At 67.2% G+C, this 24,781-nt stretch carries 26 protein-coding genes and 2 tRNA genes; 19 read left to right on the plus strand and 9 right to left on the minus strand.

The window, feature by feature from the left end; genetic code table 11:
- Positions 1-12: 12 nt before the first annotated feature.
- From C3E87_RS01345 to ilvC, 5 genes are all read left to right on the plus strand, one after another.
- Positions 13-405: an HIT family protein gene (locus C3E87_RS01345; protein WP_076058446.1), complete on the plus strand. Its 393-nt coding sequence runs from the start codon at positions 13-15 to the stop codon at positions 403-405.
- A 159-nt stretch (positions 406-564) separates the two neighbouring features.
- The gene (locus C3E87_RS01350) at positions 565-1,050 is read left to right on the plus strand and encodes a hypothetical protein (protein WP_076058447.1); all 486 of its coding nucleotides are present in this window, start codon (positions 565-567) and stop codon (positions 1,048-1,050) included.
- Between the two features lie 269 nt (positions 1,051-1,319).
- Positions 1,320-3,062, plus strand: coding sequence for an acetolactate synthase large subunit (locus C3E87_RS01355; RefSeq protein ID WP_076058448.1), 1,743 nt, complete (start codon positions 1,320-1,322; stop codon positions 3,060-3,062).
- A complete protein-coding gene (ilvN, locus tag C3E87_RS01360) occupies positions 3,059-3,565 on the plus strand; it encodes an acetolactate synthase small subunit (RefSeq protein WP_076058449.1) in 507 nt (168 codons plus the stop codon). Before C3E87_RS01355 ends, ilvN begins: the two co-directional genes overlap by 4 nt.
- A 44-nt stretch (positions 3,566-3,609) precedes the next feature.
- Positions 3,610-4,638: a ketol-acid reductoisomerase gene (ilvC, locus tag C3E87_RS01365; RefSeq protein ID WP_076058450.1), complete on the plus strand. Its 1,029-nt coding sequence runs from the start codon at positions 3,610-3,612 to the stop codon at positions 4,636-4,638.
- Positions 4,639-4,696: 58 nt separating this feature from the next.
- On the opposite strand, the gene C3E87_RS01370 is transcribed toward ilvC, so the two are convergent.
- Positions 4,697-5,182, minus strand: a complete 486-nt coding sequence (locus C3E87_RS01370; protein ID WP_198928172.1) for a hypothetical protein — start codon at positions 5,180-5,182, stop codon at positions 4,697-4,699.
- Positions 5,183-5,291: 109 nt separating this feature from the next.
- On the opposite strand from C3E87_RS01370, the gene mgtE reads away from it, so the two are divergent.
- Positions 5,292-6,653, plus strand: coding sequence for a magnesium transporter (gene mgtE, locus C3E87_RS01375; RefSeq protein WP_076058452.1), 1,362 nt, complete (start codon positions 5,292-5,294; stop codon positions 6,651-6,653).
- Between the two features lie 61 nt (positions 6,654-6,714).
- On the opposite strand, the gene C3E87_RS01380 is transcribed toward mgtE, so the two are convergent.
- Positions 6,715-7,767, minus strand: coding sequence for a 3-isopropylmalate dehydrogenase (locus tag C3E87_RS01380; RefSeq protein WP_076058454.1), 1,053 nt, complete (start codon positions 7,765-7,767; stop codon positions 6,715-6,717).
- Positions 7,768-7,897: 130 nt separating this feature from the next.
- On the opposite strand from C3E87_RS01380, the gene cimA reads away from it, so the two are divergent.
- From cimA to C3E87_RS01405, 5 genes are all read left to right on the plus strand, one after another.
- Positions 7,898-9,478, plus strand: coding sequence for a citramalate synthase (cimA, locus tag C3E87_RS01385; protein WP_076058456.1), 1,581 nt, complete (start codon positions 7,898-7,900; stop codon positions 9,476-9,478).
- A gap of 31 nt (positions 9,479-9,509) precedes the next feature.
- A complete protein-coding gene (locus C3E87_RS01390) occupies positions 9,510-10,313 on the plus strand; it encodes a fumarylacetoacetate hydrolase family protein (protein ID WP_076058458.1) in 804 nt (267 codons plus the stop codon).
- Positions 10,310-11,245: a CPBP family intramembrane glutamic endopeptidase gene (locus C3E87_RS14785; protein WP_143570838.1), complete on the plus strand. Its 936-nt coding sequence runs from the start codon at positions 10,310-10,312 to the stop codon at positions 11,243-11,245. Before C3E87_RS01390 ends, C3E87_RS14785 begins: the two co-directional genes overlap by 4 nt.
- A 79-nt stretch (positions 11,246-11,324) precedes the next feature.
- Positions 11,325-11,396, plus strand: a tRNA-Gln gene (locus tag C3E87_RS01400).
- 56 nt (positions 11,397-11,452) lie between these two features.
- Positions 11,453-11,528, plus strand: a tRNA-Glu gene (locus tag C3E87_RS01405).
- 71 nt (positions 11,529-11,599) lie between these two features.
- Here the strand turns inward: C3E87_RS01405 and C3E87_RS01410 are convergent.
- Positions 11,600-11,986, minus strand: a complete 387-nt coding sequence (locus tag C3E87_RS01410) for a DUF4870 domain-containing protein (protein WP_076058462.1) — start codon at positions 11,984-11,986, stop codon at positions 11,600-11,602.
- Positions 11,987-12,102: 116 nt separating this feature from the next.
- Between C3E87_RS01410 and C3E87_RS01415 the strand changes: the two genes are divergently transcribed.
- Positions 12,103-12,396, plus strand: a complete 294-nt coding sequence (locus C3E87_RS01415; RefSeq protein WP_076058464.1) for an antibiotic biosynthesis monooxygenase — start codon at positions 12,103-12,105, stop codon at positions 12,394-12,396.
- Positions 12,397-12,446: 50 nt separating this feature from the next.
- On the opposite strand, the gene C3E87_RS01420 is transcribed toward C3E87_RS01415, so the two are convergent.
- A complete protein-coding gene (locus tag C3E87_RS01420) occupies positions 12,447-13,172 on the minus strand; it encodes an IclR family transcriptional regulator (RefSeq protein ID WP_076058466.1) in 726 nt (241 codons plus the stop codon).
- A gap of 115 nt (positions 13,173-13,287) precedes the next feature.
- Here C3E87_RS01420 and leuC point away from each other — a divergent pair, with 115 nt between their 5' ends.
- The 5 genes from leuC (at position 13,288) to C3E87_RS01445 (ending at position 17,068) form a co-directional block, all read left to right on the plus strand.
- The gene (leuC, locus tag C3E87_RS01425; protein ID WP_076058468.1) at positions 13,288-14,694 is read left to right on the plus strand and encodes a 3-isopropylmalate dehydratase large subunit; all 1,407 of its coding nucleotides are present in this window, start codon (positions 13,288-13,290) and stop codon (positions 14,692-14,694) included.
- A gap of 3 nt (positions 14,695-14,697) precedes the next feature.
- Entirely contained in the window at positions 14,698-15,303 is a 606-nt protein-coding gene (leuD, locus tag C3E87_RS01430) for a 3-isopropylmalate dehydratase small subunit (protein ID WP_076058471.1), read from the plus strand.
- A gap of 171 nt (positions 15,304-15,474) precedes the next feature.
- Positions 15,475-15,945: a DoxX family protein gene (locus C3E87_RS01435; protein ID WP_076058473.1), complete on the plus strand. Its 471-nt coding sequence runs from the start codon at positions 15,475-15,477 to the stop codon at positions 15,943-15,945.
- Positions 15,946-16,181: 236 nt separating this feature from the next.
- Positions 16,182-16,796 carry a sigma-70 family RNA polymerase sigma factor gene (locus C3E87_RS01440; RefSeq protein ID WP_076059425.1) on the plus strand — a complete coding sequence of 205 codons (615 nt, stop codon included), beginning with the start codon at positions 16,182-16,184 and terminating at the stop codon, positions 16,794-16,796.
- Positions 16,796-17,068: a zf-HC2 domain-containing protein gene (locus C3E87_RS01445; RefSeq protein WP_076058476.1), complete on the plus strand. Its 273-nt coding sequence runs from the start codon at positions 16,796-16,798 to the stop codon at positions 17,066-17,068. Before C3E87_RS01440 ends, C3E87_RS01445 begins: the two co-directional genes overlap by 1 nt.
- A gap of 67 nt (positions 17,069-17,135) precedes the next feature.
- On the opposite strand, the gene C3E87_RS14790 is transcribed toward C3E87_RS01445, so the two are convergent.
- Positions 17,136-17,210 (minus strand): 50S ribosomal protein bL37, encoded by a 75-nt coding sequence (locus C3E87_RS14790; RefSeq protein ID WP_369819251.1) that lies wholly within the window; start codon positions 17,208-17,210, stop codon positions 17,136-17,138.
- A gap of 123 nt (positions 17,211-17,333) precedes the next feature.
- Here C3E87_RS14790 and C3E87_RS01450 point away from each other — a divergent pair, with 123 nt between their 5' ends.
- Positions 17,334-18,746 carry a sensor histidine kinase gene (locus tag C3E87_RS01450; RefSeq protein WP_076059427.1) on the plus strand — a complete coding sequence of 471 codons (1,413 nt, stop codon included), beginning with the start codon at positions 17,334-17,336 and terminating at the stop codon, positions 18,744-18,746.
- A 54-nt stretch (positions 18,747-18,800) separates the two neighbouring features.
- Here the strand turns inward: C3E87_RS01450 and C3E87_RS01455 are convergent, their stop codons facing one another.
- On the minus strand, positions 18,801-19,052 hold the full coding sequence (locus C3E87_RS01455; protein ID WP_076058478.1) for a WhiB family transcriptional regulator: 252 nt from the start codon (positions 19,050-19,052) through the stop codon (positions 18,801-18,803).
- A 167-nt stretch (positions 19,053-19,219) separates the two neighbouring features.
- On the opposite strand from C3E87_RS01455, the gene C3E87_RS01460 reads away from it, so the two are divergent.
- Complete coding sequence (locus C3E87_RS01460; protein WP_143570840.1) at positions 19,220-19,594, plus strand: hypothetical protein; 375 nt, start codon at positions 19,220-19,222, stop codon at positions 19,592-19,594.
- Here the strand turns inward: C3E87_RS01460 and galK are convergent.
- The 3 genes from galK to C3E87_RS01475 are packed head-to-tail and all read right to left on the minus strand — an operon-like array spanning position 19,591 to position 24,752.
- On the minus strand, positions 19,591-20,733 hold the full coding sequence (galK, locus tag C3E87_RS01465; protein ID WP_076058483.1) for a galactokinase: 1,143 nt from the start codon (positions 20,731-20,733) through the stop codon (positions 19,591-19,593). The two genes, C3E87_RS01460 and galK, sit on opposite strands and share 4 nt — an antisense overlap.
- Complete coding sequence (locus tag C3E87_RS01470) at positions 20,733-20,912, minus strand: DUF6104 family protein (protein WP_076058484.1); 180 nt, start codon at positions 20,910-20,912, stop codon at positions 20,733-20,735. The genes galK and C3E87_RS01470 overlap by 1 nt, the downstream gene beginning before the upstream one ends.
- Before the next feature lie 18 nt (positions 20,913-20,930).
- Complete coding sequence (locus C3E87_RS01475; RefSeq protein WP_076058486.1) at positions 20,931-24,752, minus strand: multifunctional oxoglutarate decarboxylase/oxoglutarate dehydrogenase thiamine pyrophosphate-binding subunit/dihydrolipoyllysine-residue succinyltransferase subunit; 3,822 nt, start codon at positions 24,750-24,752, stop codon at positions 20,931-20,933.
- Between the last annotated feature and the right edge of the window lie 29 nt (positions 24,753-24,781).

Genomic DNA, 24,781 nt, shown 5'->3' on the forward strand with positions numbered 1-24,781 from the left:
AAGGAGCTCTTCATGGACTGCCTGTTCTGCAAGATCATCAACGGCGACATCCCCTCGAAGAAGATCTATGAGGACGACGTGGCCTTCGCGTTCCTCGACATCTCACCCTGGCAGAAGGGTCACAGCCTCGTGGTGCCCAAGCGGCACACCGTCGACATCCTGGAGGACGACGACGTGCTCGCGGAGATCGGGCACGCCGTGGCTCGGGTCGGTCGGCTCCTCAAGGAGCGCCTGGGGGCGGACGGTTTCAACGTGCTCGCCAACGTCGGGGGCGTGTCGGGCCAGGAGGTGTTCCACACCCATGTGCACGTGATCCCGCGCTATGCCGACAACCCCGGAATCGGTAACATGCGGGGCGTGATCGACGTTGATCTGGACGATGTCCACTCGGCACTGAAGCCTTAAGTGACCCCGATTAGGACAGGCTAACCACAGGGGTGCATACTACCAATTGTCGTAAATACCGAACCCCCGTAAGGTAACGGCCGGAGCCCTCTCTCCAGTGGGTCCCGAGACACAGTCCCAGGGTGCAAGCGCACCCAGACAGATAGAAAGAGGGCTTCCATGAAGGCCACCAAAATTGTCGGCATCCTGTCGATCATCGCCGGCGTTGTCCTCATCGTCGCCGGCGCCGTCACCTGGACGCAGGTGTCGTCGCAGCTCAAGGCTGAGAACATCACCGTGCCGGGCGATTCGACGTTCATGAACGGCGCCTACGCGGGCAAGGAAGTCACCGGCCCGCTGAGCGCGTTCGCCCAGGCAGACACGATCAACATGCACGCCCTGGCCGGCTCCGAGGGCAAGACCTACGCCGAGCTCGGCTCGCTCGCCCGTGAGGCCGAGGCCGCCGGCGACACCGCCGCCGCTGAGGAGTTCAACAAGCAGCGCAACACCGTCATGAACGGTTCCTTCCTCCGTGCCTCGCTGTTCACCTCGGTCGTCGCCTTCGGCGTCGCCGCCCTGGTGATCGGTCTCGGCATCCTGTTCGCCCTCATCGGTTGGGCACTCACCACCATCCGCCCGTCGGTGGTTGGCCGCGTCGAGGCGTGATTACGCACCTCTGAACGCTCGTGAGACGGCGGGCCGGGTTTTCCCGGCCCGCCGTCCCACATTTCGGAACATGTAGCTGTGTCGCTTGACAGTGACGCCGCCAAACGCGAGGGTTGACCCATGCCCAACGCAAGCTGGCTCGTAATTGACTTCTAGCGCTTACCGATCTCAGATCTGAAGCGCTCCCTCGTGTGCCCCAGTGGGCAGCGGGGGTTTTTTCTTGGAAGACGAAGTACTCACGAGCCACTGCACATGAGAAGGGAGAGGCAATGGCGCAGACAGACGGTCAGCTCATGACGGGGGCCCAGGCTCTCGTTGAGTCACTCGAACGAATGGGTGTCGATGTAGCTTTCGGTATTCCCGGCGGCGCCATTCTGCCTGCGTACGACCCGCTCTACGACTCCAAGATCCGCCACATCCTGGTGCGGCACGAGCAGGGCGCCGGCCACGCGGCCGAGGGCTACGCGATGTCGTCCGGCCGCGTCGGCGTCTGCATCGCGACGTCCGGACCTGGCGCCACGAACCTCGTGACCCCCATCGCCAACGCGTACATGGATTCGACGCCGATCGTGGCGATCACCGGACAGGTCAACAGCCACTCCATCGGCACCGACGCCTTCCAGGAAGCTGACATCCGCGGCATCACGATGCCGATCACGAAGCATAGCTACCTCGTCAAGGAGGTCGGCGGGATCCCGCGCGCGATCCAGGAGGCCTTCCACATCGCCGCCACGGGCCGTCCGGGCCCGGTGCTCGTCGACATCGCCAAGGACGCGCTGACCAACTCGGCGCCGTTCATCTGGCCGGAGACGCTCGACCTGCCCGGCTACAAGCCGACGATCCGTCCGCATTCGCGGCAGATCCGGGCGGCGGCGAAGATGATCTCCGAGGCCAAGCGCCCCGTGCTCTACATCGGTGGCGGCGTCACCCTTTCCCGGGCGCACGAGCAACTGGCCGAGTTCGTCGAGAAGACCCGCATCCCCGTGGTGACCACGTTGATGGCGCGTGGTGCGTTGCCGGATTCGCACGAGCTCAACATGGGGATGCCCGGCATGCACGGCACCGTCGCAGCCGTGGGCGCGCTGCAGAAGGCCGATCTCCTCATCGCGCTGGGGACCCGGTTCGACGACCGCGTCACCGGCAAGCTGGACAGCTTCGCCATGGGGGCCAAGATCATCCACGCAGACGTGGACCCGGCAGAGATCGGCAAGAACAAGCCGGTTGACATCCCGATCGTGGGCGACGTCAAGCAGACGCTCGTCCAGCTCAACGAGGCCATCGAGGCCTATGAGATGCCCCAGATCGACGCGTGGCGCCGTCAGCTGGGCACGATGAAGGCGCGTTACCAGCCACGGTGGGATGCCGCTCCTGACGGGCAGCTCTCCCCGCAGGAGGTCATCCAACGCATCGGCCAGCTGAGCCCCGCAGACAGCATCTACGCTGTGGGCGTCGGCCAGCACCAGATGTGGGCAGCGCACTTCCTGCCGCACGAGAAGCCGAACTCGTGGCTCAACTCCGGCGGCGCCGGCACCATGGGTTTCTGTGTCCCTGCGGCGATGGGAGCCAAGGTCGCCAACCCGGACACCACGGTGTGGGGGATCGACGGCGACGGCTGCTTCCAGATGACCAACCAGGAACTCGTCACCTGCGCGCTCAACAACATCCCGATCAAGATCGCGATCATCAACAACCACGCCCTCGGCATGGTGCGCCAGTGGCAGTCCCTGTTCTACGAGGGCCGCTACTCCAACACCGACCTGATGACCGAGTCGCTACCCAATTTCCCGATGCTCGCGGAATCGATGGGCTGCGTCGGGCTGCGCGCCACCAACGAGGTGGAGGCGGAGGCCGCCATCCAGCAGGCGCTGGAGATCAACGACCGCCCCGTGGTCATCGAATTCGTCGTGCACAAGGACGCCATGGTCTGGCCGATGGTGCCCGCCGGTGTCAGCAACGATGAGATCCGCGTCGCCCGCGACATGGCTCCCGAGTGGGAAGAGGAAGTCCTGTGAAGACCCAGACCCTGTCCATCCTGGTCGACAACCGTCCCGGCGTCCTGACGCGCGTCGCCGCGTTGTTCTCGCGCCGTGGCTTCAACATCCAGTCCCTGGCCGTCGGTCCCACCGAGTCCGAGGACCTGTCGCGCATGACCGTCGTGGCGCAGGTCGACGACGAGGCCGCGCTCGAGCAGATCGTCAAGCAGCTCAACAAGCTGATCGAGGTGCGCAAGGTGCTCGAACTCAGTGTCTCGGCGGTGCGTCGCGAGATGATGCTGGTGAAGGTGCGCGCAGACGTGAACACCCGCAGCCAGGTCATCGACGTGGTCAGCCTGTTCCGCGGCAAGGCAGTGGACGTGTCGGCTGAATCGATCACGGTCGAGGCCACCGGCAGCGACGAGAAGCTCGCCGCACTGCTGGAGATGCTGACTCCGCACGGCATCATCGAGCTGGTCCAGTCGGGCCAGGTCGCGCTGGGCCGCGGTGCTAAGACGCTCTCGCAGAGCAAAGCCAAGTAACCAATAGACTCACCCCCACATCGCTACATCAGAGAAGGATTCCCATGGCAGAGATGTTCTACGACAAAGACGCCGACCTGTCGATCATCCAGGGTCGTCACGTCGCCGTCATCGGCTACGGCTCGCAGGGCCACGCGCACGCCCTTTCGCTGCGTGACTCCGGCGTCGACGTGCGGGTCGGCCTGCGCGAAGGCTCGCCGTCGCGTGCGAAGGCGGAGGCCGAGGGCCTGCGCGTCGTGTCCGTGGCCGAGGCTGTCGAAGAGGCTGACCTCATCATGATCCTGGCGCCGGACCAGGCGCAGCGCACCCTCTACAAGGAGGAGATCGAGCCGCACCTCGCCGAGGGCGACGCGCTGTTCTTCGCGCACGGCTTCAACATCCGCTACGGCTACATCACGCCGCCGCAGGGCGTCGACGTGTGCATGGTGGCTCCCAAGGGCCCCGGGCACCTCGTGCGTCGCGAATACGCGGACGGCCGTGGCGTGCCCGCGATCATCGCCGTGGAGAAGGACGAGTCCGGCAAGGCCTGGGAGCTCGCGCTGAGCTACGCCAAGGGGATCGGCTCGCTGCGCGCCGGCGGCATCAAGACCACCTTCACCGAGGAGACCGAGACTGATCTGTTCGGCGAGCAGGCCGTGCTGTGCGGCGGCGCGTCGGCGCTGGTGCAGGCCGGCTTCGAGGTGCTGACCGAGGCCGGCTACCAGCCTGAGGTCGCCTACTTCGAGTGCCTTCACGAGCTGAAGCTCATCGTCGACCTCATGTACGAGGGCGGCATTGCCAAGCAGCGTTGGAGCGTCTCCGACACCGCCGAGTACGGCGACTACGTGTCGGGCCCCCGCGTCATCGACGAGCGCGTCAAGGAGAACATGAAGGGCGTCCTCGCGGACATCCAGAACGGCAACTTCGCCAAGCGCTTCATCGACGACCAGGACGCCGGCGCGCCGGAGTTCAAGGAACTGCGCGCCAAGGGCGAGGCGCACCCCATCGAGGCCACCGGCCGTGAGCTGCGCAAGCTCATGAGCTGGGTCGCCTCGGACGATGCCGACTACACCGAAGGCACCGCCGCCCGCTGATCAGGGCCGGCCTGAGAGGGCCCCCAGTGACCGCACCGGTCACTGGGGGCCTTTCGTCTCACCCGGGCTGGTCGTCGCGTTCGAGCAACTTGGGGGCCTGCTTCAGCCAGAGCTCCTCGAGCTCGCTCTCGTTTTGCCGGGCCCGGGAGAAGAGATCGGTGAGCTGCCGACGGTCGAGGCGGGTGTCGTCGAGCTGCAGCAGGATCTGCCACATCCTGGACTGTGCGTGCACGGCGTCCAGCAACGCCTCGAGCTCGACCAAATCTGAGAGCGGGGAGCGGCGCACCACCTCGCGGTTCAGCTTCAGCCGGCTCGCTTTCTCGGCCATCTTCGCGACGAAGTCCTTCGCGCTGTTCGGCTGCGCTCCGAAGCGCTCCATGATCTGCTGCAGTTCCTCGTGCGCCGCCTCGATGTCGACGGCGATGCGGGCGACGGCGTCGCGCACGCTCTGCTCGCCGTGGCCCTCCGCGACGCGGTGAAAGGCGTCGACGCCGGCGGCGGCTCCGCCGTGGTGGTCCCGAAGATAGGTCTTGATGTAGGTCATGGTCACAACCTTCCTGTGGGTCATCACGCTCGACGCTACCCGTTTGTCGCCACAGCCCGTGACAGATGCCCGGCTAGACTTCGGTCGGTTACCAAGGGTGAGGGGTGAGATGGCGCGCGACGATGGGACGGCGACCCAGGACTACGCCCGGGAACTGACGAAGCTGATCGACGAGATGCGGTTGCCTGAGGCCGCCAGGTTGCTGGGCGAGCAGCCGGACCACGTCATCGCCGGTGAACTGGCCCGGCTCGACGACGTGCCGATGGCCATCGCGTTCCGCCTGCTCCCCAAGGACACGGGCATCGAGGTGTTCGAGGAGCTCGAGCCGTTCGACCAACAGCGGCTGCTCGAGTCGCTGCGTGATGAGGCCTTCCAGGAGGTTGTCGAGGGGATGGACCCGGACGACCGCGCCCGGATGCTGAATGAGGCCCCGGCCAAGGTCGTGCGGCGCGTCCTGGGCGGTCTGAGCCCCACTGAGCGCGCCATGACCGCCACCCTGCTCGGATACCCCAAGGGCTCCGTCGGACGCGTGATGACGCCCGAGGTGCTCACAGTGCCGGCCGGGGCGACGGCGGGGGAGGCGCTCCTGACCGTGCAGCGGAAGGGGCCGCAGGCGGAGAACGTCTACACCCTGGCCGCAGTGGACGCGACGCGTCATCTCGTGGGCGTCCTGGAGCTCGGAACGCTGGTGCTTTCTGCGCCCGGGACCCGCGTGGGGGAACTGCTGGACCCGGACGCCGTCGTCGTGCTGGCCACCGAGAGCGCTGAGGACGCCTCGCGGTTGATGCGCGAGACCAACGCCTACAACATGCTGGTGGTCGACAGCGAGGGTCGCCTGGTAGGCATGCTGTCGCTCGACGACGCCATCGAGGTCATCGAGGAGGCTGACAACGAGGACACGGCCCTCCAGTCCGGCTCGGTGCCGTGGGCCGGCCACTACATGGCTGTCGGAGTGTTCCGGCTGGCCCGCTACCGGGCGCTGTGGCTGTCGCTGTTGCTGGTGGCCGCGACGCTGACGGTCTCGGTGACCCAGGCCTTCGAGGCGACGCTGGAGCAGGTGGCCGCCCTCGCGTTGTTCATCCCCATGCTGATCGGTGCCGGCGGCAACGCCGGGGCCCAGGCCGCGACCGCCTCCGTGCGGGCGTTGGCCATCGGCGAGTTGAGGTTCCGCGACCTGCCCACTGTCGCCTGGCGCGAGTTGCGCGTGGGCCTGTTGCTGGGCCTGATGCTGGCGATCCTCGGGCTCGTGGTCGGCACCTTCTTCGTCGGCCCCGGCATCGCACTGGTGGTGGCCATCTCGCTCGTGCTCATCTGTGCGTGGGCGGCCACGATCGGCGGCGCCATGCCTCTGCTGGCACGGAAGATGGGGATCGACCCGGCCGTGGTGTCGGCGCCGCTGGTCACGACGCTGGTGGATGCCACGGGCCTTATCATCTACTTCCTGATCGCCAAGGCAGTCCTCGGCGTGTGATCCGCGGTGGGCGTGACCCCGGCGGCGGTGCCGGGGTCACGGGTTCCTGCGTTGTGCCTGGTCAGGCGAGCTTTGCCGCGATCCGGTCGCCGATCTCGGTGGTCGAGAACTTCTCCGCGCCGCGGGCCTCGATGTCTGCGGTGACGGCGTCGTCGATCTTCTGCGCCAGTTCCGGCCTGCCCAGGTGGTCGAGCAGCAGCGCCATCGACGAGATGGCCGCCGTCGGGTCCGCGATGCCCTTGCCGGCGATGTCGGGGGCGGAGCCGTGCACGGGCTCGAACATCGACGGGAATTCGCCCGTGGGGTTGATGTTGGCCGAGGCCGCCAGCCCGATGCCGCCGGTGACCGCAGCGGCGAGGTCCGTGACGATGTCGCCGAAGAGGTTGTCGGTGACGATGACGTCGAACTGCGCGGGGTCCACGACCATGGCGATCATCGCCGCGTCGATGTGCAGGTACTTCGTCTCGACGTCCGGGAACTCCCGGCCGACCTCGGTGAAGACGCGGTTCCAGAGGCTGCCGGCGTTGACCAGCACGTTGTGCTTGTGCAGCAGCGTGAGGTGGCCACGACGCGCCTGGGCGCGACGGTAGGCGTCACGCACGACCCGCTCCACGCCGTAGGCGGTGTTGACGGAGACCTCGGTGGCCAGCTCCTGCGGGGTGCCGGTGCGGACGGAGCCGCCGTTGCCGCAGTAGAGGCCCTCGGTGCCTTCGCGCACCACGACGAAGTCGACGGTGCGGCCCTCGACGATGTGCGGGGCCAGGGGAGTGGGGACGCCCGGGTAGAGCTTGGAGGGGCGGAGGTTGACGGCGTGGTCGAAGGCGAAGCGCAGCTTCAGCAGCAGGCCGCGCTCGAGGAGGCCGCTGGGGATGGCCTTCGAACCGGGGGCGGCGCCAACGGCGCCGAGCACGATGGCATCGACGGATTTCAGTTCTTCGAGGACGGAGTCCGGCAGCACCTCGCCGGTGCGCTGCCAGCGCTCGGCGCCCAGGTCGTAGTCGACGAACTCGAAAGTGTCCGGTCCGGCCGCGGCGGTCAGCGCCTTGAGCGCCTCCGTGGTCACCTCGGGGCCGATACCGTCTCCGCCGATTACGGCGATCTTGGCTGAAGTCATGGCGGAAACCCTACGCGAGGCGTCTCCGGTGGCGGTGCGCGTCTCAGGTGTCCGTCCACTGGCTGAGACGTCCGGGCAGGCGCTGGACAGCGTATTGTTCCCCCAGATTCCCCAACCGACTGGAGAGACCATGCCGACCGTGCCGGTGCAGCCCGCCGAGTTCCACGTCTTCGACACCTCCCTGCGCGACGGAGCGCAGCAGGAGGGCATGCACCTGTCCGTCAACGACAAGTTGAAGATCGCGGGTTACCTTGACGAACTGGGGGTGCACTTCATCGAGGGCGGTTGGCCGGGAGCCAACCCCAACGACACGGAGTTCTTCCGGCGCGCCGCCACGGAACTCGACCTGCAGCGCTCCCGGCTGGTCGCCTTCGGTGCCACCCGCAAGGCCGGCGCCACCGCCTCTGAGGACGCGCTGACGAAGGCCCTCGTCGACGCCGGCACTGATTACATCTGCATCGTGGCCAAGTCGCATGACGAGCACGTCTTCCGTGCGCTGCGCACCACACTCGAGGAGAACCTCGAGATGGTCCGCGACACCGTCGAGTACCTCTGCAGCCAGGGCAAGCGTGTCTTCGTCGACTGCGAGCACTTCTTCGACGGTTACCGCGCCAATCCCGAGTACGCGCTCCAGGTGGTGCGCACCGCCCACGAGGCCGGCGCCGACGTCGTGGTCCTGTGCGACACCAACGGCGGCATGCTGCCCAGCTGGATGGCCGAAACCGTTAAGGCTGCCGCGTCGACCGGCGCGAACCTGGGCATCCACTGCCACAACGACACGGCCTGCGCCGTCGCCAACACCATGGCTGCCGTCGAGGCGGGCGTGATGCACGTGCAGGGCACGTTCAACGGTTACGGGGAGCGCACCGGCAACGCGGATCTCTCCGCCGTCATCCCCAACCTCCAACTCAAGTACGGCTGGGACGTGCTGCCGGCCGAGAACCTGGCGGAACTCACCCGGGTCGCGCACGCCATCGCGCTGGTGGCGCATCAGCCGCTGGTGGGTCGCCAGCCCTACGTCGGTCAGTCGTCGTTCGCGCACAAGGCTGGTCTCCACGCCTCGGCCATCAAGGTGGACGAGAACCTCTATCAGCACATCGACCCCAGCCTGGTGGGCAACGACATGCGCATGCTGGTCTCGGACATGGCTGGCCGCGCCAACATCCAGATCAAGGGTGAGCAGCTCGGCTTCGACCTGAACGACCGCGAACTGGCTGCGCGGGTCACGGAGCGCGTCAAGAAGCGCGAGGCCGAGGGCTACTCCTATGAGTCGGCCGACGCCAGCTTCGAGATGCTGCTGCGCGACGAACTCGGCATCCTCGAACTGCCGTTCCAGGTACAGAGCTGGCGCGTCTTCACCGAGGAGCGCGCCGGCGAGGACCTCTCCGAGGCCACCGTGAAGCTCACCGCCAACGGCGGCCGTTTCATGGTCGTCGGCGAGGGCAACGGGCCGGTCAACGCCCTGGACCACGCATTGCGCTCGGCGCTGCACTCGACGTTCCCGCAGGTGGCCCAGTTCGAGCTCACGGACTACCGCGTCCGCATCCTCGACGAGGGCCACGGCACCGACGCCACCGTCCGCACCCTGATCGACACGGCGTACAACGGCTACGCATGGACGACGGTGGGCGTGGGCACCAACGTCATCGAGGCCTCGTGGGAGGCGCTGCGCGACGCGCTGGCCTACGGACTCATGACCTACGCGGAGTAGCGCCGCGCCGGGGTCCACTACTCTGTGCCTCATGCGCATCGCACGTTTCGCCACCGCCGGACAGGATCCCGCCTACGGGGTCATCGAACTCGCTGTCGACGGGGGTGACCACCCCGACACCATCGCCACGCTGACCGGAGATCCGCTCGCCGGCGTCCCCGTCAACTACACGGGGGAGCGGCACGAGCTCGACGACGTGCGGCTGCTGTCGCCGGTCATCCCGCGCTCCAAGGTGGTCGGCGTCGGGAAGAACTACGCGGACCACGCCAAGGAGATGGGCGGGGAGGTGCCGCCGGCGCCGCTGCTGTTCCTGAAGCCGAACACCTCGGTGATCGGACCCAACGAATCGATCATCCGGCCCGCCGGGGTGGAGTCGCTGCATTTCGAGGGCGAGCTCGCCCTCGTGATCGGCCGGATCTGCAAGCAGGTGCCCGTCGAGCGGGTGCCCGAGGTGATCTTCGGGTACACCATCGCCAATGACGTCACCGCGCGTGACTGGCAGGCTTCGGACGGCCAGTGGGCCCGCGCCAAGGGTGCGGACACATTCCTCCCCCTGGGGCCGTGGATGAACACGCATCTCACCCTCGACGAGGCAGGCCACCTGCCCATCGAGACCCGGCTGGGCGAGGAGGTACGCCAGAGCGGCAACACCTCCCAGATGGTGCGCGGCATCGCTGAGCTGGTGAGCTACATCTCGCAGTCCATCACCCTGCTCCCGGGTGATCTCATCCTCACCGGCACCCCCGCCGGAGTGGGTGAGATGCAGCCCGGCGACGAGGTGCACGTCAGCATCGACGGCCTCGGCACGCTCAGCAACCCCGTCGTCGACGCGTGAGCCAGCCCCCCACGCCGCTCGCGCTGTTCCATCCAGGGGAGGCGGTGGACCCGCCGCCGGGGATGCCGTACCCGAGGGTGCTGCCCAAGGTCCCGTTCCTGGGCATGACCGTGACCCTCGGGATTCTGCTGGGCTTCTCGGCCTACGCGCTGCTGATCCCGCTGGCGAACCAGGCCTTCCTGGGCCTCGGGTTCCTGGTGCGCGGGGGCGGCAACTGGTCGGCCTATGTGGCGGATGCGGTCAGTTACCGGCTCCCCGACGGCCCCGTGGCGGGGCAGTTGGCGCTCGCTCTGCTCATCCCCATCTCGTTGCTGCTGATGCGCTACGTGCACGGCGTGAAACCCCGCTGGCTCGCCTCCGTCCAGCCGGGGATGCGCTGGCGCTACCTGCTGATGACGCTGGTGGTGGCCGCCGTGCTCCTCAACGCCGTCGTGTGGGCGCAGTGGGCGCTCGGGCAGTTGCCCCCGTTCGCCGAGGGGCAGCCGGGGTGGCAGGGTTTCCTGCTGCTGATCGTGCTCTCTTCGCCGTTACAGGCGGCCGCTGAGGAGTTCTTCTTCCGGGGCTACCTGCTGCAGGCCATCGGCTCGGCGACGGGCCGCGCCTGGGTGGGCGTCCTCGGCTCAGCGCTGCTGTTCGCGCTCATGCACGGGCTGCAGAACCCGGCGCTGTTCGCGCACCGCCTGGTGTTCGGTCTGGTGGCCGGTTCGCTCGTGCTGGTGACCGGGGGCCTCGAGGCCGCCATCGGGGCGCACATCGTGAACAACATCCTGAGCTATGTCTACGCGCTCTTCAGCATCGGGCTCGAGGAACTGCGGGCCACCACGGGCATCACGTGGGCGGAGGCCGGCTGGAACATCCTGGCGTTCGTGCTCTTCGGGCTCGCGGCCTGGTGGCTGGCCCGGCGCCTCAATCTCGCGACCACCACGCCTTGAACCGGCGCGCGCACTGAATTTGTGGAGCTGGCTGAGGGTGGTGTAGTGTTTCTTCTCGTGCTCGGGTAGCCGAGTAACTAGGGGTATGGGGTAATTGGCAGCCCGACGGTTTCTGGTTCCGTTAGTCTAGGTTCGAGTCCTGGTACCCCTGCGGATGGCGATTAGCCATCCAGCAGGAGAGAGTGTTAAGCTCTCCCACGCGTTAGGGGCCCCGTTGTGTAGCGGCCTAGCACGTCGCCCTCTCAAGGCGGTAGCGCGGGTTCGAATCCCGTCGGGGCTACCAAGCGAGCAGCCTGGTCAACATCTGTTGACCAGGCTGCTTTTTTTGTGTGCCCAGGGCTGGGCGACGGGCGGTCAGCTGAGGATGCGGACGGACGCCGGGTAGTCGTAGGGACGGCCGTCGGAGGCGCGGACCGCTCCGTGGATGTGGCACCCGAGCGTCATGATGCCGGCGATCGCCCAGAGCACGATCGACACCGGGATCAGGACCACCGTGAACAGGCAGACCCAGGCGATGGCGTTCATCAGCCAGGCCCAGATGTTGAAGTTGAACGAACCGGCGGCCGCACGGCGGACGTAGCCGCTGCGGTCCTTGTAGAGGAACCAGACGATCAGGGGCCCGGCGAAGCTCAGCCAGCCGGCGCTGAGCACCATGGCGATGATCGCGGAGAGGTGGGCGAGGACCGCCATGGAGCGTTCGTCGCTCCGCGCGGCCGGGGCGTCGGAATAGTGGGAGGTCATGTTTCAAGGGTAGGGAGGCAGCGGCGCCGAGGGTATCCGGATCAGCCCGGACCGGACCCTGCCGGTGCCCGGGTCCCGGCCTCCCGAGCCACCCCGGGGGAGCTATGTTGATGCCCATGTACGTCTTCCAGGTAGTCGTGACCATCCATCCAGAAGCCGAGGAGGAGTTCGCCGCCGTGACGGTGGCCAACAGCGCCGCCTCACTCCAGGAACCGGGCTGCCTCCGGTTCGACGTTCTCCAGCACGACGACGACCCTACGAGGTTCACACTCGCCGAGGCCTACGTCGATGAGGGTGCGCTGGACGCCCACAAGCAGACCGACCACTACAGGGCGTGGGCCGAGGTGACCAACCGGGTACAGACCGAACCGCGCGTCAAGCAGGTCTTCAGGGCGTTGGCCGGCCTTTAGGCGACAAAAAACATCCCCCGGCGGTGTGCCGGGGGATGTTTCTGGTGGTCTCATTCGGGGGCGCCGCTCCTACGGAGAACCTCGCTCAGGCGCTCGGCCGCCGCCAGCACCGCGGGCGCGTGGAGACGACCGGGGGAGCGGGTCAGCCGCTCGATGGGCCCGGAGACCGACACTGCCGCGATGAGTTTGCCGGACGGTGCCAGCACCGGGGCAGAGACGGACGCGACGCCGGCCTCGCGCTCCGCCACAGACTGGGACCAGCCACGACGGCGCACGGTCTGCAGCGTGGCCATGGTGAACGACGCCGCGTCGAGCAGCTTGTCCAGCTTGTCCGGCTCTTCCCAGGCCAGCAGCACCTGGGCGGCAGAGCCGGCGGACATCGACAACTGCGCGCCGACGGGGACGGTGTCGCGCAGACCGGTGGGGCGTTCCACTGAGGCCACGCACACGCGGACGTCGCCCTGGCGGCGGAAGAACTGGACGGATTCGCCCGTGATGTCGCGGAGGCGCTGCAGGATGGGACCGGCCGTGGCCAGGAGGGGGTCTTCGCCGGCGGACTCGGCGAGCTCGATCAGGCGGGGGCCCAGCACGAAGCGGCCCTGGAGGTCGCGCCCCACGAACCGGTGATGTTCCAGTGCCACCGCGAGGCGGTGGGCGGTCGGTCGGGCCAGTCCGGTAGCCGTGACCAGGCCCGCGAGGGTGAGGGGGTTGCGCTCGAGAGCGGCCAGCACGAGGCTCGCTTTGTCGAGTACTCCAACGCCAGATGTGTCGTCCATATGGTGAGATTATCAATCCACATGCTGGACAAGCAAACGGGGAGGTTGCGGCAATTCCTGCATACTTACGGGGAGTTCACACACGAACGATCCAATGTTTGCGAAGCGAGGAGCCATGGGTAAGACCCTGAGCGAAAAGGTATGGGACGCACACGTCGTCCGCGCCGCCGAGGGAGAGCCGGACCTGCTCTACATTGACCTCCATCTCGTCCACGAGGTGACCAGCCCCCAGGCCTTCGAGGGCCTGCGCCTCGCCGGCCGTCCCGTCCGTCGCCCGGACCTCACGCTCGCGACCGAGGACCACAACACCCCCACCCTGAACATCCTTGCGCCGATCGCTGATCCGGTCTCGCGCAAGCAGGTGGACACCCTGCGCGAGAACGCGGCGGCCTTCGGGATCCGCATCCACTCGCTGGGCGACAAGGACCAGGGCGTCGTGCACATCATCGGCCCCCAGTTGGGTGTCACCCAGCCGGGCATGACGATCGTCTGCGGCGACTCGCACACCTCCACGCACGGCGCCTTCGGCGCCCTCGCGTTCGGTATCGGCACCTCCGAGGTCGAGCACGTGCTCGCCACGCAGACGCTGAACCAGGCCAAGCCCAAGACCATGGCCGTCAACATCAACGGCGAACTGCCTGACGGCGTCACCGCCAAGGACGTCGTCCTGGCGCTGATCGCCAAGGTCGGCACCGGCGGCGGCCAGGGCCACATCGTCGAGTACCGCGGCTCCACCATCGAGAACCTCTCGATGGAAGGCCGGATGACGATTTGCAACATGTCCATCGAGTGGGGAGCCAAGGCCGGCATGATGGCGCCGGACGAGACCACGTTCGCCTACCTGAAGGGTCGCCCGCACGCGCCCGAGGGCGAGGAGTGGGACGCCGCCGTCGAGTACTGGAAGACCCTCCGCACCGACGACGACGCCACGTTCGACGTCGAGGTGGACATCGACGCCACGCAGCTGACCCCGTTCGTCACCTGGGGCACCAACCCGGGTCATGGCGTCCCGCTGGGCGGCGTCGTGCCGGCCCCCGAGGACTTCGAGTCCGAGGTCGAGCAGGCCACCGCCAAGCGCGCCCTCGAATACATGGACCTGGTGCCCGGCACCCCCATGCGCGACATCACCGTCGACACCGTCTTCCTGGGCTCCTGCACGAACGGCCGCATCGAGGACCTGCGCCTCGCCGCCTCCGTGCTGCAGGGTCAGCACATCGCCGAAGGCGTCCGCATGCTGGTCGTGCCGGGCTCGGCGCGCGTCCGCATCCAGGCCGAGACCGAGGGCCTGCACCAGGTCTTCCTCGACTTCGGCGCCGAGTGGCGCGCCGCCGGCTGCTCGATGTGCCTCGGCATGAACCCGGACCAGCTCGCCCCGGGGGAGCGCGCCGCGTCCACCTCGAACCGCAACTTCGAAGGACGCCAGGGCAAGGGTGGGCGCACCCACCTCGTGTCGCCGGCCGTCGCTGCCGCCACCGCCATCGTCGGCCACCTGGCCGCCCCTGCAGACCTGATTGGAGCCTGACCAATGGAACCCTTCAAGAGCCACACCGGCATCGCCGTTCCGCTGCAGCGCTCGAACGTCGACACCGACCAGATCATCCCTGCGGTGTACCTCAAGCGCATCACCCGCACCGGTTTCGAGGACGGCCTGTTCTCCGCATGGCGCAACGATCCGGAGTTCGTCCTGAACAAGGAGCCGTTCGCCTCCGGCACCATCCTGATCCCCGGCCCCGACTTCGGCACCGGCTCCTCGCGTGAACACGCTGTGTGGGCCCTGCAGAACTACGGTTTCCGCGTGGTCATCGGTACCCGCTTCGGCGACATCTTCCGCTCGAACTCCGGCAAGGCCGGCCTGCTCGTGGCGCTCGTCTCCGACGCGGACCGCGACCTGCTGTGGGCCGCCATCGAGGCGGACCCCAACGTCGAGACGACGGTGGACCTCGAGTCGCAGACGATCGTGCGCGGTGACCTCACCGTGAAGTTCGACATCGACGAGTACACGAAGCACCGTCTGCTCAACGGCCTCGACGACATCTCGTTGACCCTGCAGGACGCGGACACCATCTCGGCCTACGAGGCGACCCGTCCGTCGTTCAAGCCGAAGACCCTCCCGGTGCGCACCGCCGGCTGAGTTCGCACCACTCCTCGCACGAAGGGGGGCCTGCCCGGGGCAGGCCCCCTTCTGCTGTCCCCGGGATCGGTGACCCAGGTTGTGGAAGTTTCAACCAATCTGTAGGGTTGAAAACTCAACCAGGTGGGTCGACCGATGCCGCCTCGACGTCTGAAACCAGGAGTTTCTCTCATGAAGAGCCTCATCGCCTTCCCCGCCGCGGCCCGGAATGTCGCCCTGCTCATCGCCCGCGTCATCCTCGGCACGGTGCTCATCGCGCACGGCGTCCAGAAGTTCAGCGAGTGGACCCTTGCCGGCACCGGCGCCGCGTTCGCGCAGATGGGCGTCCCCGCCCCGCAACTGTCGGCCACCGTCGCGGCGTTCATTGAGCTCGTGGGCGGCATCCTGCTGCTCGTGGGTGCCTTCTCTGCGATCGCCGGCCTCATCGTCGCCCTCGAGATGGCCGGCGCCGCCGTCATCGTGCACCTGTCCGGCGGGGTGTTCGTCGCCGCCAACGGGTGGGAACTCGTCGGCGTGATCGCCGCGGCCGCGCTCGCGGTCGGCGTCGCCGGTGCCGGTCGCTACTCCGTCGATGCGATGATCCTCGGCCGTTCGGCCGGTGTCGCTGCTGAGACGCGGGAGCTGCAGCCCGTCGGCAACTGATCCGCCACGCAGAGACGCCCCGGCCCGTCAGGGACCGGGGCGTCTCTGTCTTCCGCGCCATTGCAGGGGAGGCGGCAACAGGTGCCCGCGGAGCAAAGTCCTTCCGTGGGAATAACTCGCCGATGCGCAGCGTTACACAGCACATGACCACGATGCCAGCCATGACGCGCAGCGCCACCGCGTTGCCGGTGGGCTCAGTGCGGGCCATCGTGCTTCTCGCGCTATTCTCTGTCGTGATGGACAAGGAACTTCTCGATGCGTCAACTGACGCCGAACTCGACGACGCGGCCGCCGCGGCGTTCGAGGAGGAAGCGCTGAGCCACCTCGACCGCCTCTACGCCGCGGCGCTGCGCATGACGCGCAACCCGGCAGACGCCGAGGATGTCGTCCAGGACGCCTACGCGCGGGCCTTCGCCTCGCGGCACACGTTCCAGCCCGGTACCAACCTCAAGGCCTGGCTGTACCGCATCCTCACCAACACCTACATCAACGCCTACCGCAAGGCGCAGCGCTCCCCGCAGACCAGCGGCGACGAGGACGTCACGGACTGGCAGCTGGCCCGCGCCGCCTCACACGACTCCACCGGCCTGCGCAGCGCAGAGATGGAAGCGCTCGACCAGACGCCGGATGCAGCCGTCGCCAACGCGATTGCGGCACTCCCGGAGAATTTCCGCATGGCAGTTCTCCTCGCAGATGTCGAAGGGTTCTCCTACAAGGAGATCGCAGAGATCATGGACACCCCGCTGGGCACCGTGATGAGCAGACTGAACCGCGGCCGCGCCCAACTGCGCGAGCTGCTCGCCGACTACGCCCTCGAGCGGGGCATCGGCCGGAAGGCGGGGGGTCGGTGATGAGTGAAAGCGACATGTTCTCCCATGCGCACGACGAGATGGACGAATGCGTCCAGGCCCTCGCCAGGGTGCACGCGTTCCTGCACAACGAGCTCCTCGACGCCGACGCGGACATGATCCGTCACCACCTCCACGCCTGTGAACGATGTATGGAGAACTTCGAAATCGAATCCACCATCACCGAGATGATCCAGCGCAGCCTGCCGCAGAAGACGGCACCGTCGACGTTGACGGCCCGCATCCAGACCATGCGCATCTCCCGGACCGGCTGAGGACCAGCCGAAAGGTCAGAGAAACAACAAGCCCCCGCACCAGGCGGGGGCTTTGTGGTTTCTCCGGTCAGGCGTTGGGACGCTTACCGTGGTTGGCGCCGTTCTTACGACGAGCCTTACGCTTACGGCCACGCTTACCCATGTTGGGCCTCCTTAGGTCTGCTTATGTCTATTCAGGTGACGCCCCATTCTGCCAGAAGGACCCGGCTGCACGGAAAAGGGTGTCCGTGGCAGAGTGGAGCCTGTGACCCGTGACGTAGACCTGATGAGCGACGACGAGTGGCTGGACGCGTTCGTGTCCGGCTGGCAGATGCTGGCAGACCTGAGTTTCTCTGACCTGGTCCTCTGGAAACCCCTCACCGAAGAAGGCGACATCTTCGCCTGTACCGCCCAGGTGAGGCCGGTGACGGGCCCCACAGCCCTCGAGGAGGACATCGTGGGGGAACTCATCGAGTATGAGCCGGACCATCAGGTCACAGTTGCCTTCATGACGCACGAAATCGCGGAAACCACGGACAACGCGATCTCCGCCGGCATCCCCGTCGACGTCTGGGCCATCCCGGTTCTGAGGCACGACCGCCCGGTCGCGGTGATCGAGCGCCACACCAACCAGATGGGCATGCGCGCCACCGGTGCCCTCGAGGAGAACTACCTCGAAGCCGCAGAGATCCTCACCCAGATGCTGATGCGCGGCGAGTTCCCATTGGTGCCCCCGTCGGACAAGGCGCTCATGCCGCGAGTCGCCGACGGCGTGCTCAGGGTGCAGCCCGACGGCGTCATCTCGTACGCCAGCCCCAACGCCATCACCGGCTACCGCAGGTTGGGGGCCATCGGCGACATCGAGGGGGAGCGGTTCAGGGAACTCACCCGCCAACTCAGGCAGGGTGTCGAGTCGATGGGGCAGACGGTCAACGCGGACATCGACGGCAGGCTCACCCTGGAGTTCGACGTCGAGGCCCGGGGCGCGTCCATGCGCTTCGTGGTGTTGCCGCTGTGGCTGGAGTTCACCACCGCCGGCATGCTCGTCCTGTGCCGCGACACCACAGACCTGCGGCGCCGCGACCGGATGCTGGTGACCAAGGACGCCACCATCCGCGAGATCCACCACCGGGTGAAGAACAACCTGCAGACGGTGGCCGCGCTGCTGCGCATGCAATCGCGGCGGTTGAAGTCCGAGGAGGGCCGCGAGGCCCTGCGCGACGCCATGCGCCGCGTGTCGTCGATCGCCATGGTCCACGAGACCCTCAGCTACTCGCTGGTGGAGGAGGTGGCCTTCGACGGCGTCTGCGACAAGATCCTCGAGATGGTGGGCGACCTGGCCGCCTCAGCCGGCACGGTACGGGCCACGCGGCGCGGCACGTTCGGAGTGATCCCGGCGGAGATGGCCACGTCGCTGTCGATGGTGATCACCGAGCTCTGCCAGAACGCCGTCGAGCACGGCCTGGACAGCGCCTCAGGGCTCGTGGAGGTGCGGCCCCACCGCGACGGTGGCACGCTGACCATCGACATCCTCGACGGCGGCAACGGTCTCCCCGACGGATTCCGGATGGGATCGCAGAAGTCGTTGGGGCTGTCGATCATCTCGACGCTGATCCACGACCTCGACGGCACCTTCACGCTGAGGAACAGAGAGGACGGCGAGGGCGCCGTGGCCCACATCGTGCTGCCCGTTCCCTGACAACTCAGGACGCGCAGAGTTGGCCCCCGAGAGGGCTCACAACGGCGGGTCGGGTCAGTTGTTGCGGAGGCGGGAGCGGGCGGCGCGGCGCTTGATCGCGCGACGCTCGTCTTCGCTCAGACCGCCCCAGACGCCGTGGTCCTGACCGGCTTCGAGTGCCCACGAGAGGCACTGGTCCTTGACGACACAACGGGCGCAGATCTTCTTGGCCTCTTCGATTTGAGCCAAGGCCGGCCCCGTGTTGCCGACGGGAAAGAACAACTCCGGATCCTCAGTGAGGCAGGCAGCCCGGTGGCGCCAATCCATAGTTGTACTCCTTCTGTCGGGGGGGAATATCCGCTGCGGAATTCTCCGCAAGCTCATGCAGATTACCCTTGCCGGCAACGATAAGCAATAGCAGTGGCTGCGTGTTGTATACCGCGCCGATCGGCTGCAGACTTGCTGAGAATTGCTGGCTGGGGCACGCTGATCGGGTGACTGCTGTGCTGCGACGCCCACTGCTGGCGATCCCTGTGATCCTGACCGCCCTGATCGGTCTGGCCATCCTGGGCGTCGCCTTCGGCACGCTGGTGGCCAACAGCAGGATGTTCGGCATCGGGGTGGCGGCGATGCTCTCGGTCTACGGCATCGCCCTGATCGCCTTCGCCTGGCTGGTGGTGCGCGGCCAGCGGTGGGCGCTGGGCCTGATCGTCGCTTCGTCCCTGCTGCACGCCATGGTCGTCTACAGCCTGCTGGGCACCGATGACCGCGCGCAGTTCATCGGTGCCCTCGTCGTGGCCCCCTTCATCCTCGCGACGGTCGTCACCTCTGTGGTGGCGGTGGGTCGCGGCGAGCTGGAGCAGCTCTAGACGAGCCGCCCTGCTCCGGCGGCCGGCGTGGCGGTGAACCACTCCGGGGCACCGAAGCCCGCGTCGGCGAAGGCGGTGGCGATGGCCTGACCGATCCGGTCCGCCTCGCCGGCCTTTGTCAGCGCGATGATGCAGCCGCCGAAACCGCCGCCAGTCATGCGCGCACCCAGGGCGCCGGCCCGCTTGGCCGTGTCCACGGCGAGGTCGACGGTGGGCACCGTGATCTCGTAGTCGTCGCGCATCGAGGCGTGCGACGCATCCAGCAGCGGTGCCAACTCCGCGAGATCTGCGGATCGCGCCACCTCGAAAGCCTTCAGGACTCGCTCATTCTCCGTGACCACGTGCCGCACCCGCTTCACCATGGTGGGGTCCTCGAGTTTCTTGATGGCCTCGTCCAGGTCAGTGACGTCGCGCAGCGCAGGGATGCCCAGGATGGCGGCCGCCTGCTCGCAGGAGGCCCGGCGGGTGCCGTATTCGCCGTCGACGTGGCTGTGCGGGGTCTTCGTGTCGAGCACCAGCATCTCGTAGCCCTGCTCGGCCATCGGCAGGGGAACCTGCTCTGTCTCCAGCGTGCGGCAGTCCAGGAACAGGCCGTGCTCGGCCTCGCACAGGGTGCTGGCGGCCTGGTCCAGCAGGCCCGTGGGTGCTCCCACATAGGCGTTCTCGGCCACGCGGGCGAGCTTGGCGCGGTCGATGGGCTCGATGTCGAGCCCGTACAGGTCTGCGAGTACCGCGACGGTGGCGCATTCGATGGCGGCGGAGCTCGACAGGCCCGCACCGAGGGGCACGTCCGAACTCATCACCAGGTTGGCCCCACCCACGGCGTGGCCGGCCTCGCGCAGCGCCCAGACGACACCGGCGAGGTACGAGGACCAGCCCTCGGTGCCGGGGGACAGGTCCTCGATCCCCAGGCGCACCTCGTCGTCGAGTTCGAGCGAGACCATCACGAGCTCGTCGTCGTCGCGGCGACCGCCCGCGATGACCGCCTTCTTGTCGAGGGCGAACGGCAGGACGAACCCGTCGTTGTAGTCGGTGTGCTCACCGATGAGATTCACCCGACCCGGAGCGAACCACAGGCCCTCGGGTTCACTGCCCACCACAGCGCGGTAACGGTCTCTCAACGCATCGAGATCCAGCATCAGTCCTCCTCGTCGTCGTCGAGACGCGCGAGCCACGAGGCCAGACGCTCCACGGGGGTTTCGAATTCGGAGTTGAGGTCGACGAAGGTGCGTAGTTGTTCGGCGAGCCACTCGAAGGAGACCTCCTCGTGGCCGCGCCGATCAACCAGCTCTTCCAGCCCGCGGTCAGTGAAATACATGACCGAAAGCTTAGGGCCTCAGCCCAGGGCGGCGCGCAGCAGGTCCTCCTCCTGCTGCTTGTGCACCGCCATCGAACCCACCGACGGCGCCGACGACCACGGACGGGTCACCCGGGTCATCTTCATGTCGAATTCGGGGAACAGTTCCTTGACGGCACCGGGCAGGTGCACCGACATGAACGGCCACGCCCCCTGGTTCTCCGGCTCGTCCTGCACGAAGCGGATGTCGCTGACGTGCGAGTACCGACGCAGGATGGACACGAGTTCCTCGGCCGGAAGCGGGTAGAGGCGCTCCAGGGCGATGATCGCGATCTTCCCGTCATGACCGTTCTTCTCGCGGCGGGCCACCAGATCCCAACGGACCTTGCCGGAGCACAGGACGATGCGTTCCACCTTCGACGGGTCCTTGATGGTGGGATCGTCCAGAGCGGGGTGCCAGCGGCCGGAGGTGAACTCCTCCGGCGTCGACGTCGCCAGCTTGTTGCGCAGCATCGACTTCGGGGTGGCGATCACGACGGGGCGGTGCCAGTTGACGTACGCGTGCTGGCGCAACAGGTGGAAGTGGTTCGCGGGAGTCGACGGCTGGCACACCGCGAGCGCGCCTTCGGCGCAGAGCTGCAGCCAGCGTTCGATGCGGGCCGACGAGTGGTCCGGCCCCTGTCCCTCATAGCCGTGGGGGAGCAGCAGGCACACGCCCGACTTCTGGCCCCACTTGGCGTTGCCCGAGGCGACGAACTCGTCCGAGATGATCTGGGCGCCGTTGACGAAGTCGCCGAACTGCGCCTCCCACAGCACCAACGCGTCGGGACGGGCCACCGAGTAGCCGTACTCGAAGCCGAGGGCGGCATATTCGCTCAGCAGCGAATCCCACACCTCGAAGGTGGCCTGGTCCTCGGTGAGGTGCTTCAGAGGCACCCACGCCTCGTTGGTGACCCGGTCCACGATGGCGGCGAAACGCTGCGAGAACGTGCCCCGCCTCGAATCCTGGCCGGCCATGCGCACCGGGCGACCCTCGATGAGCAGCGACCCGATGGCGATCATCTCAGCGGTCGCCCAGTCGATGGGGCCGTTCATGATCGCCTCGGCGCGGCGCTCGAGCTGCGGCTGGACCTTCGGGTGCACGGCGAACCCCTCCGGGAACTGCGTGTGCACGTTGGCGATCCGCTGCAGCATCTCCGTGGTGATCTCAGTGAGCCGCTCTTCCGGCTTGGTGGGGTAGTACGGCACCTTGCGGTACTCGTCCGGCGCGCCCTTGGAGTCGCGCACCTCGCGGAACACGTTCTCGAGGCGGGCGCGGAAGCGGTTCATGACGTCCTCGGCGTCGGCCATGGAGATGTCACCACGGCCGATCAGCGACTCGGTGTAGAGCCGGCGCGTGGAGCGCTTCTGCTCGATGAGGTCGTACATGTTCGGCTGCGTGAAGCTCGGGTCATCACCCTCGTTGTGGCCACGACGCCGGTAGCAGACCATGTCGATGACGACGTCCTTGTGGAACGTCTGCCGGTACTCGAACGCGATGCGGGCCGCGCGGATGCACGAATCCGGGTCATCGCCATTGACGTGCAGCACGGGGGCGGAGATGGACTTGGCCACGTCGGTGGAGTACGTCGAAGAACGCGACTCGGTGGGCGCCGTGGTGAAGCCCACCTGGTTGTTGACCACGACGTGGATCGTGCCACCGGTCTTGTAGCCGCGCAGCTGCGACATCTGCAGCGTCTCGAAGACCACGCCCTGGCCGGCGAACGACGCGTCGCCGTGCATGGTGAGGGGGAGCACCGGGTAGTCGCTCTGGCGCAGCATGTCCTGCTTGGCGCGGGCGATGCCCTGGAGCACCGGGTTCACGGCCTCCAGGTGCGACGGGTTGGCGGCCACGGACGTCTTGACGGTGGCACCGTTCGAGGCGACGAAGGTACCCTCCGCGCCCAGGTGGTACTTCACGTCACCCGTGCCCGACCTGTCGACCTGGCCGTCGAACTCGCGGAAGATCTGGCCGTAGCTCTTGCCGACGATGTTGGCCAGCACGTTGAGGCGTCCACGGTGTGGCATGCCGATGCACACCTCGTCGACGGAGTCGTTGGCCGCCTGCTGTGCGATCTCGTCGAGCAGCACGATGACGGACTCGCCGCCCTCGAGGGAGAAGCGCTTCTGGCCGACGAACTTCGTCTGCAGGAACGTCTCGAAGATCTCCGCCTCGTTGAGCTTGTCCAGGGCGTGCATGTGCTCGTCGTGCGTCAGCGCCTGGTGCTGCTTCTCCATGCGCTGCTGGAACCAGCGGCGTTGCCGCGGATCCGGGATGTGCATGTACTCGATGCCGACGGTGCGGCAGTACGAATCCTGCAACGTGGAGATGATGTCGCGCAGCGGCAGGTAGGTTCGCTCGGAGCCACCGAAGGTGCCCACCGCGAACTGGCGGTCCAGGTCCCAGATGGAGAGCCCGTGCGTCTCGAGGCGCAGGTCCTCATGGGAGCGCTGGCGGTACTCCAGCGGGTCCGTGTCGGCGACCAGGTGGCCGAACGCGCGGTAGGAGTTGATCAGCTCCAGCACCCGGGCGGTCTTGGAGACCTGGTTGTCGCGGTGCGCGGAGATGTCACCGGCCCACCGGAGGGGCTCGTAGGGGATCCGCAGCGCTTCGAAGATCTCGTCGTAGAAGCCGTTCTCGCCGAGCAGCAGCCCGTGCATCGTCTTCAGGAACTCTCCGGAGGTGGCGCCCTGGATCACGCGGTGGTCATAGGTGGAGGTCAGGGTGGTGACCTTGGACACCGCGAGGTCTGTCATCTTGGACTCGCTCATGCCCTGGAACTCGGCCGGGTAGTCGATGTTGCCGACGCCGAGGATCATGCCCTGGCCGGTCATCAGGCGGGGCACCGAGTGGTTGGTGCCGATGCCGCCCGGGTTGGTGAGCGACGCCGTCGTGCCGGCGAAGTCCGACACCTGCAGATCACCGGCGCGGGTCTTGCGCACCACCTGCTCGTAGGCGGACCAGAACTGGAAGAAGTTGAAGTTCTCGCAGCCCTTGATGTTGGGCACCAGGAGTTGGCGGGTGTCGCCCTTCTGGATGTCGATGGCGATGCCGAGGTTGATCGAGGGGTTCTCGATCAGGTTGGGCTTGCCGTCCACCATGTCGTAGGCGTTGTTCATCTCCGGCATGGCCTTGAGAGCCTGCACCATGGCGTAGCCGATGAGGTGGGTGAACGAGACCTTGCCGCCCTTTGACTGGCGCAGGAAGTTGTTGATCAGCACGCGCTGGTCGATGACCAGCTTCATCGGCACCGAGCGCACGGACGTGGCCGTGGGCACGGTGAGGGAGGTGTCCATGTTCTTGGCCGTGCGCATGGGGGCACCGCGCAGGACCGTGTACTTGGGCTGGGCACCCGTCGGCTCGGGACGGACGTTCGGGTTGGGGGTGTTGGCGCTGAGGCCGGCACCGGTGCCGGGGTTGTGCGGCGCGTTGCGGCCCGTGGTCACCTTTTCGACGGTGGGCTTGCTCTCAGTCTTGGCCGCAGCCGGCTTGGGGGCGGGCGCGTCCGACAGGCCGGAGGCCGCTTCGCGCTGCTTCGCCTCGGGCGACTTCGGGCGCTCCGACTTGGCTTCCGGCTTCGTCTCGGGCTTCGGGGCCGGCTTCGTCTCGGCCCGGGGCATGGCCTGCGGTTTCTCGGCGGCACGACTCGTCGGCGGCGCGGCGGACTCCACCGCTGCGGGCTGCGGAGGTGCACCCTCGGCAGCGAAGAACTCACGCCAGGTGGCGTCCACTGACTGCGGGTCTGCGTCATACGCCTCCCGCTTCTCGTCGATCAGCCAGGAGTTGGCACCGAAAAGGTCATTCGAGTCAGGTGCTGACATGTTCCGTGGCAGAAGCCACTTTCCCCTCT

The organism is Tessaracoccus sp. ZS01 (assembly GCF_022342445.1).
Taxonomy (GTDB): Bacteria; Actinomycetota; Actinomycetes; order Propionibacteriales; family Propionibacteriaceae; genus Arachnia.

What these genes read in the sequence shown, in the direction of transcription:
- C3E87_RS01345 (WP_076058446.1), top strand. Translation starts at nt 13, where the DNA reads ATGGACTGCCTGTTCTGCAAGATCATCAACGGCGACATCCCCTCGAAG.
- C3E87_RS01350 (WP_076058447.1), top strand. Translation starts at nt 565, where the DNA reads ATGAAGGCCACCAAAATTGTCGGCATCCTGTCGATCATCGCCGGCGTT.
- C3E87_RS01355 (WP_076058448.1), top strand. Translation starts at nt 1,320, where the DNA reads ATGGCGCAGACAGACGGTCAGCTCATGACGGGGGCCCAGGCTCTCGTT.
- ilvC (WP_076058450.1), top strand. Translation starts at nt 3,610, where the DNA reads ATGGCAGAGATGTTCTACGACAAAGACGCCGACCTGTCGATCATCCAG.
- C3E87_RS01370 (WP_198928172.1), bottom strand. Translation starts at nt 5,182, where the DNA reads ATGACCTACATCAAGACCTATCTTCGGGACCACCACGGCGGAGCCGCC.
- mgtE (WP_076058452.1), top strand. Translation starts at nt 5,292, where the DNA reads ATGGCGCGCGACGATGGGACGGCGACCCAGGACTACGCCCGGGAACTG.
- C3E87_RS01380 (WP_076058454.1), bottom strand. Translation starts at nt 7,767, where the DNA reads ATGACTTCAGCCAAGATCGCCGTAATCGGCGGAGACGGTATCGGCCCC.
- cimA (WP_076058456.1), top strand. Translation starts at nt 7,898, where the DNA reads ATGCCGACCGTGCCGGTGCAGCCCGCCGAGTTCCACGTCTTCGACACC.
- C3E87_RS01390 (WP_076058458.1), top strand. Translation starts at nt 9,510, where the DNA reads ATGCGCATCGCACGTTTCGCCACCGCCGGACAGGATCCCGCCTACGGG.
- C3E87_RS01410 (WP_076058462.1), bottom strand. Translation starts at nt 11,986, where the DNA reads ATGACCTCCCACTATTCCGACGCCCCGGCCGCGCGGAGCGACGAACGC.
- C3E87_RS01415 (WP_076058464.1), top strand. Translation starts at nt 12,103, where the DNA reads ATGTACGTCTTCCAGGTAGTCGTGACCATCCATCCAGAAGCCGAGGAG.
- C3E87_RS01420 (WP_076058466.1), bottom strand. Translation starts at nt 13,172, where the DNA reads ATGGACGACACATCTGGCGTTGGAGTACTCGACAAAGCGAGCCTCGTG.
- leuC (WP_076058468.1), top strand. Translation starts at nt 13,288, where the DNA reads ATGGGTAAGACCCTGAGCGAAAAGGTATGGGACGCACACGTCGTCCGC.
- leuD (WP_076058471.1), top strand. Translation starts at nt 14,698, where the DNA reads ATGGAACCCTTCAAGAGCCACACCGGCATCGCCGTTCCGCTGCAGCGC.
- C3E87_RS01435 (WP_076058473.1), top strand. Translation starts at nt 15,475, where the DNA reads ATGAAGAGCCTCATCGCCTTCCCCGCCGCGGCCCGGAATGTCGCCCTG.
- C3E87_RS01440 (WP_076059425.1), top strand. Translation starts at nt 16,182, where the DNA reads ATGGACAAGGAACTTCTCGATGCGTCAACTGACGCCGAACTCGACGAC.
- C3E87_RS01445 (WP_076058476.1), top strand. Translation starts at nt 16,796, where the DNA reads ATGAGTGAAAGCGACATGTTCTCCCATGCGCACGACGAGATGGACGAA.
- C3E87_RS01450 (WP_076059427.1), top strand. Translation starts at nt 17,334, where the DNA reads ATGAGCGACGACGAGTGGCTGGACGCGTTCGTGTCCGGCTGGCAGATG.
- C3E87_RS01455 (WP_076058478.1), bottom strand. Translation starts at nt 19,052, where the DNA reads ATGGATTGGCGCCACCGGGCTGCCTGCCTCACTGAGGATCCGGAGTTG.
- galK (WP_076058483.1), bottom strand. Translation starts at nt 20,733, where the DNA reads ATGCTGGATCTCGATGCGTTGAGAGACCGTTACCGCGCTGTGGTGGGC.
- C3E87_RS01470 (WP_076058484.1), bottom strand. Translation starts at nt 20,912, where the DNA reads ATGTATTTCACTGACCGCGGGCTGGAAGAGCTGGTTGATCGGCGCGGC.
- C3E87_RS01475 (WP_076058486.1), bottom strand. Translation starts at nt 24,752, where the DNA reads ATGTCAGCACCTGACTCGAATGACCTTTTCGGTGCCAACTCCTGGCTG.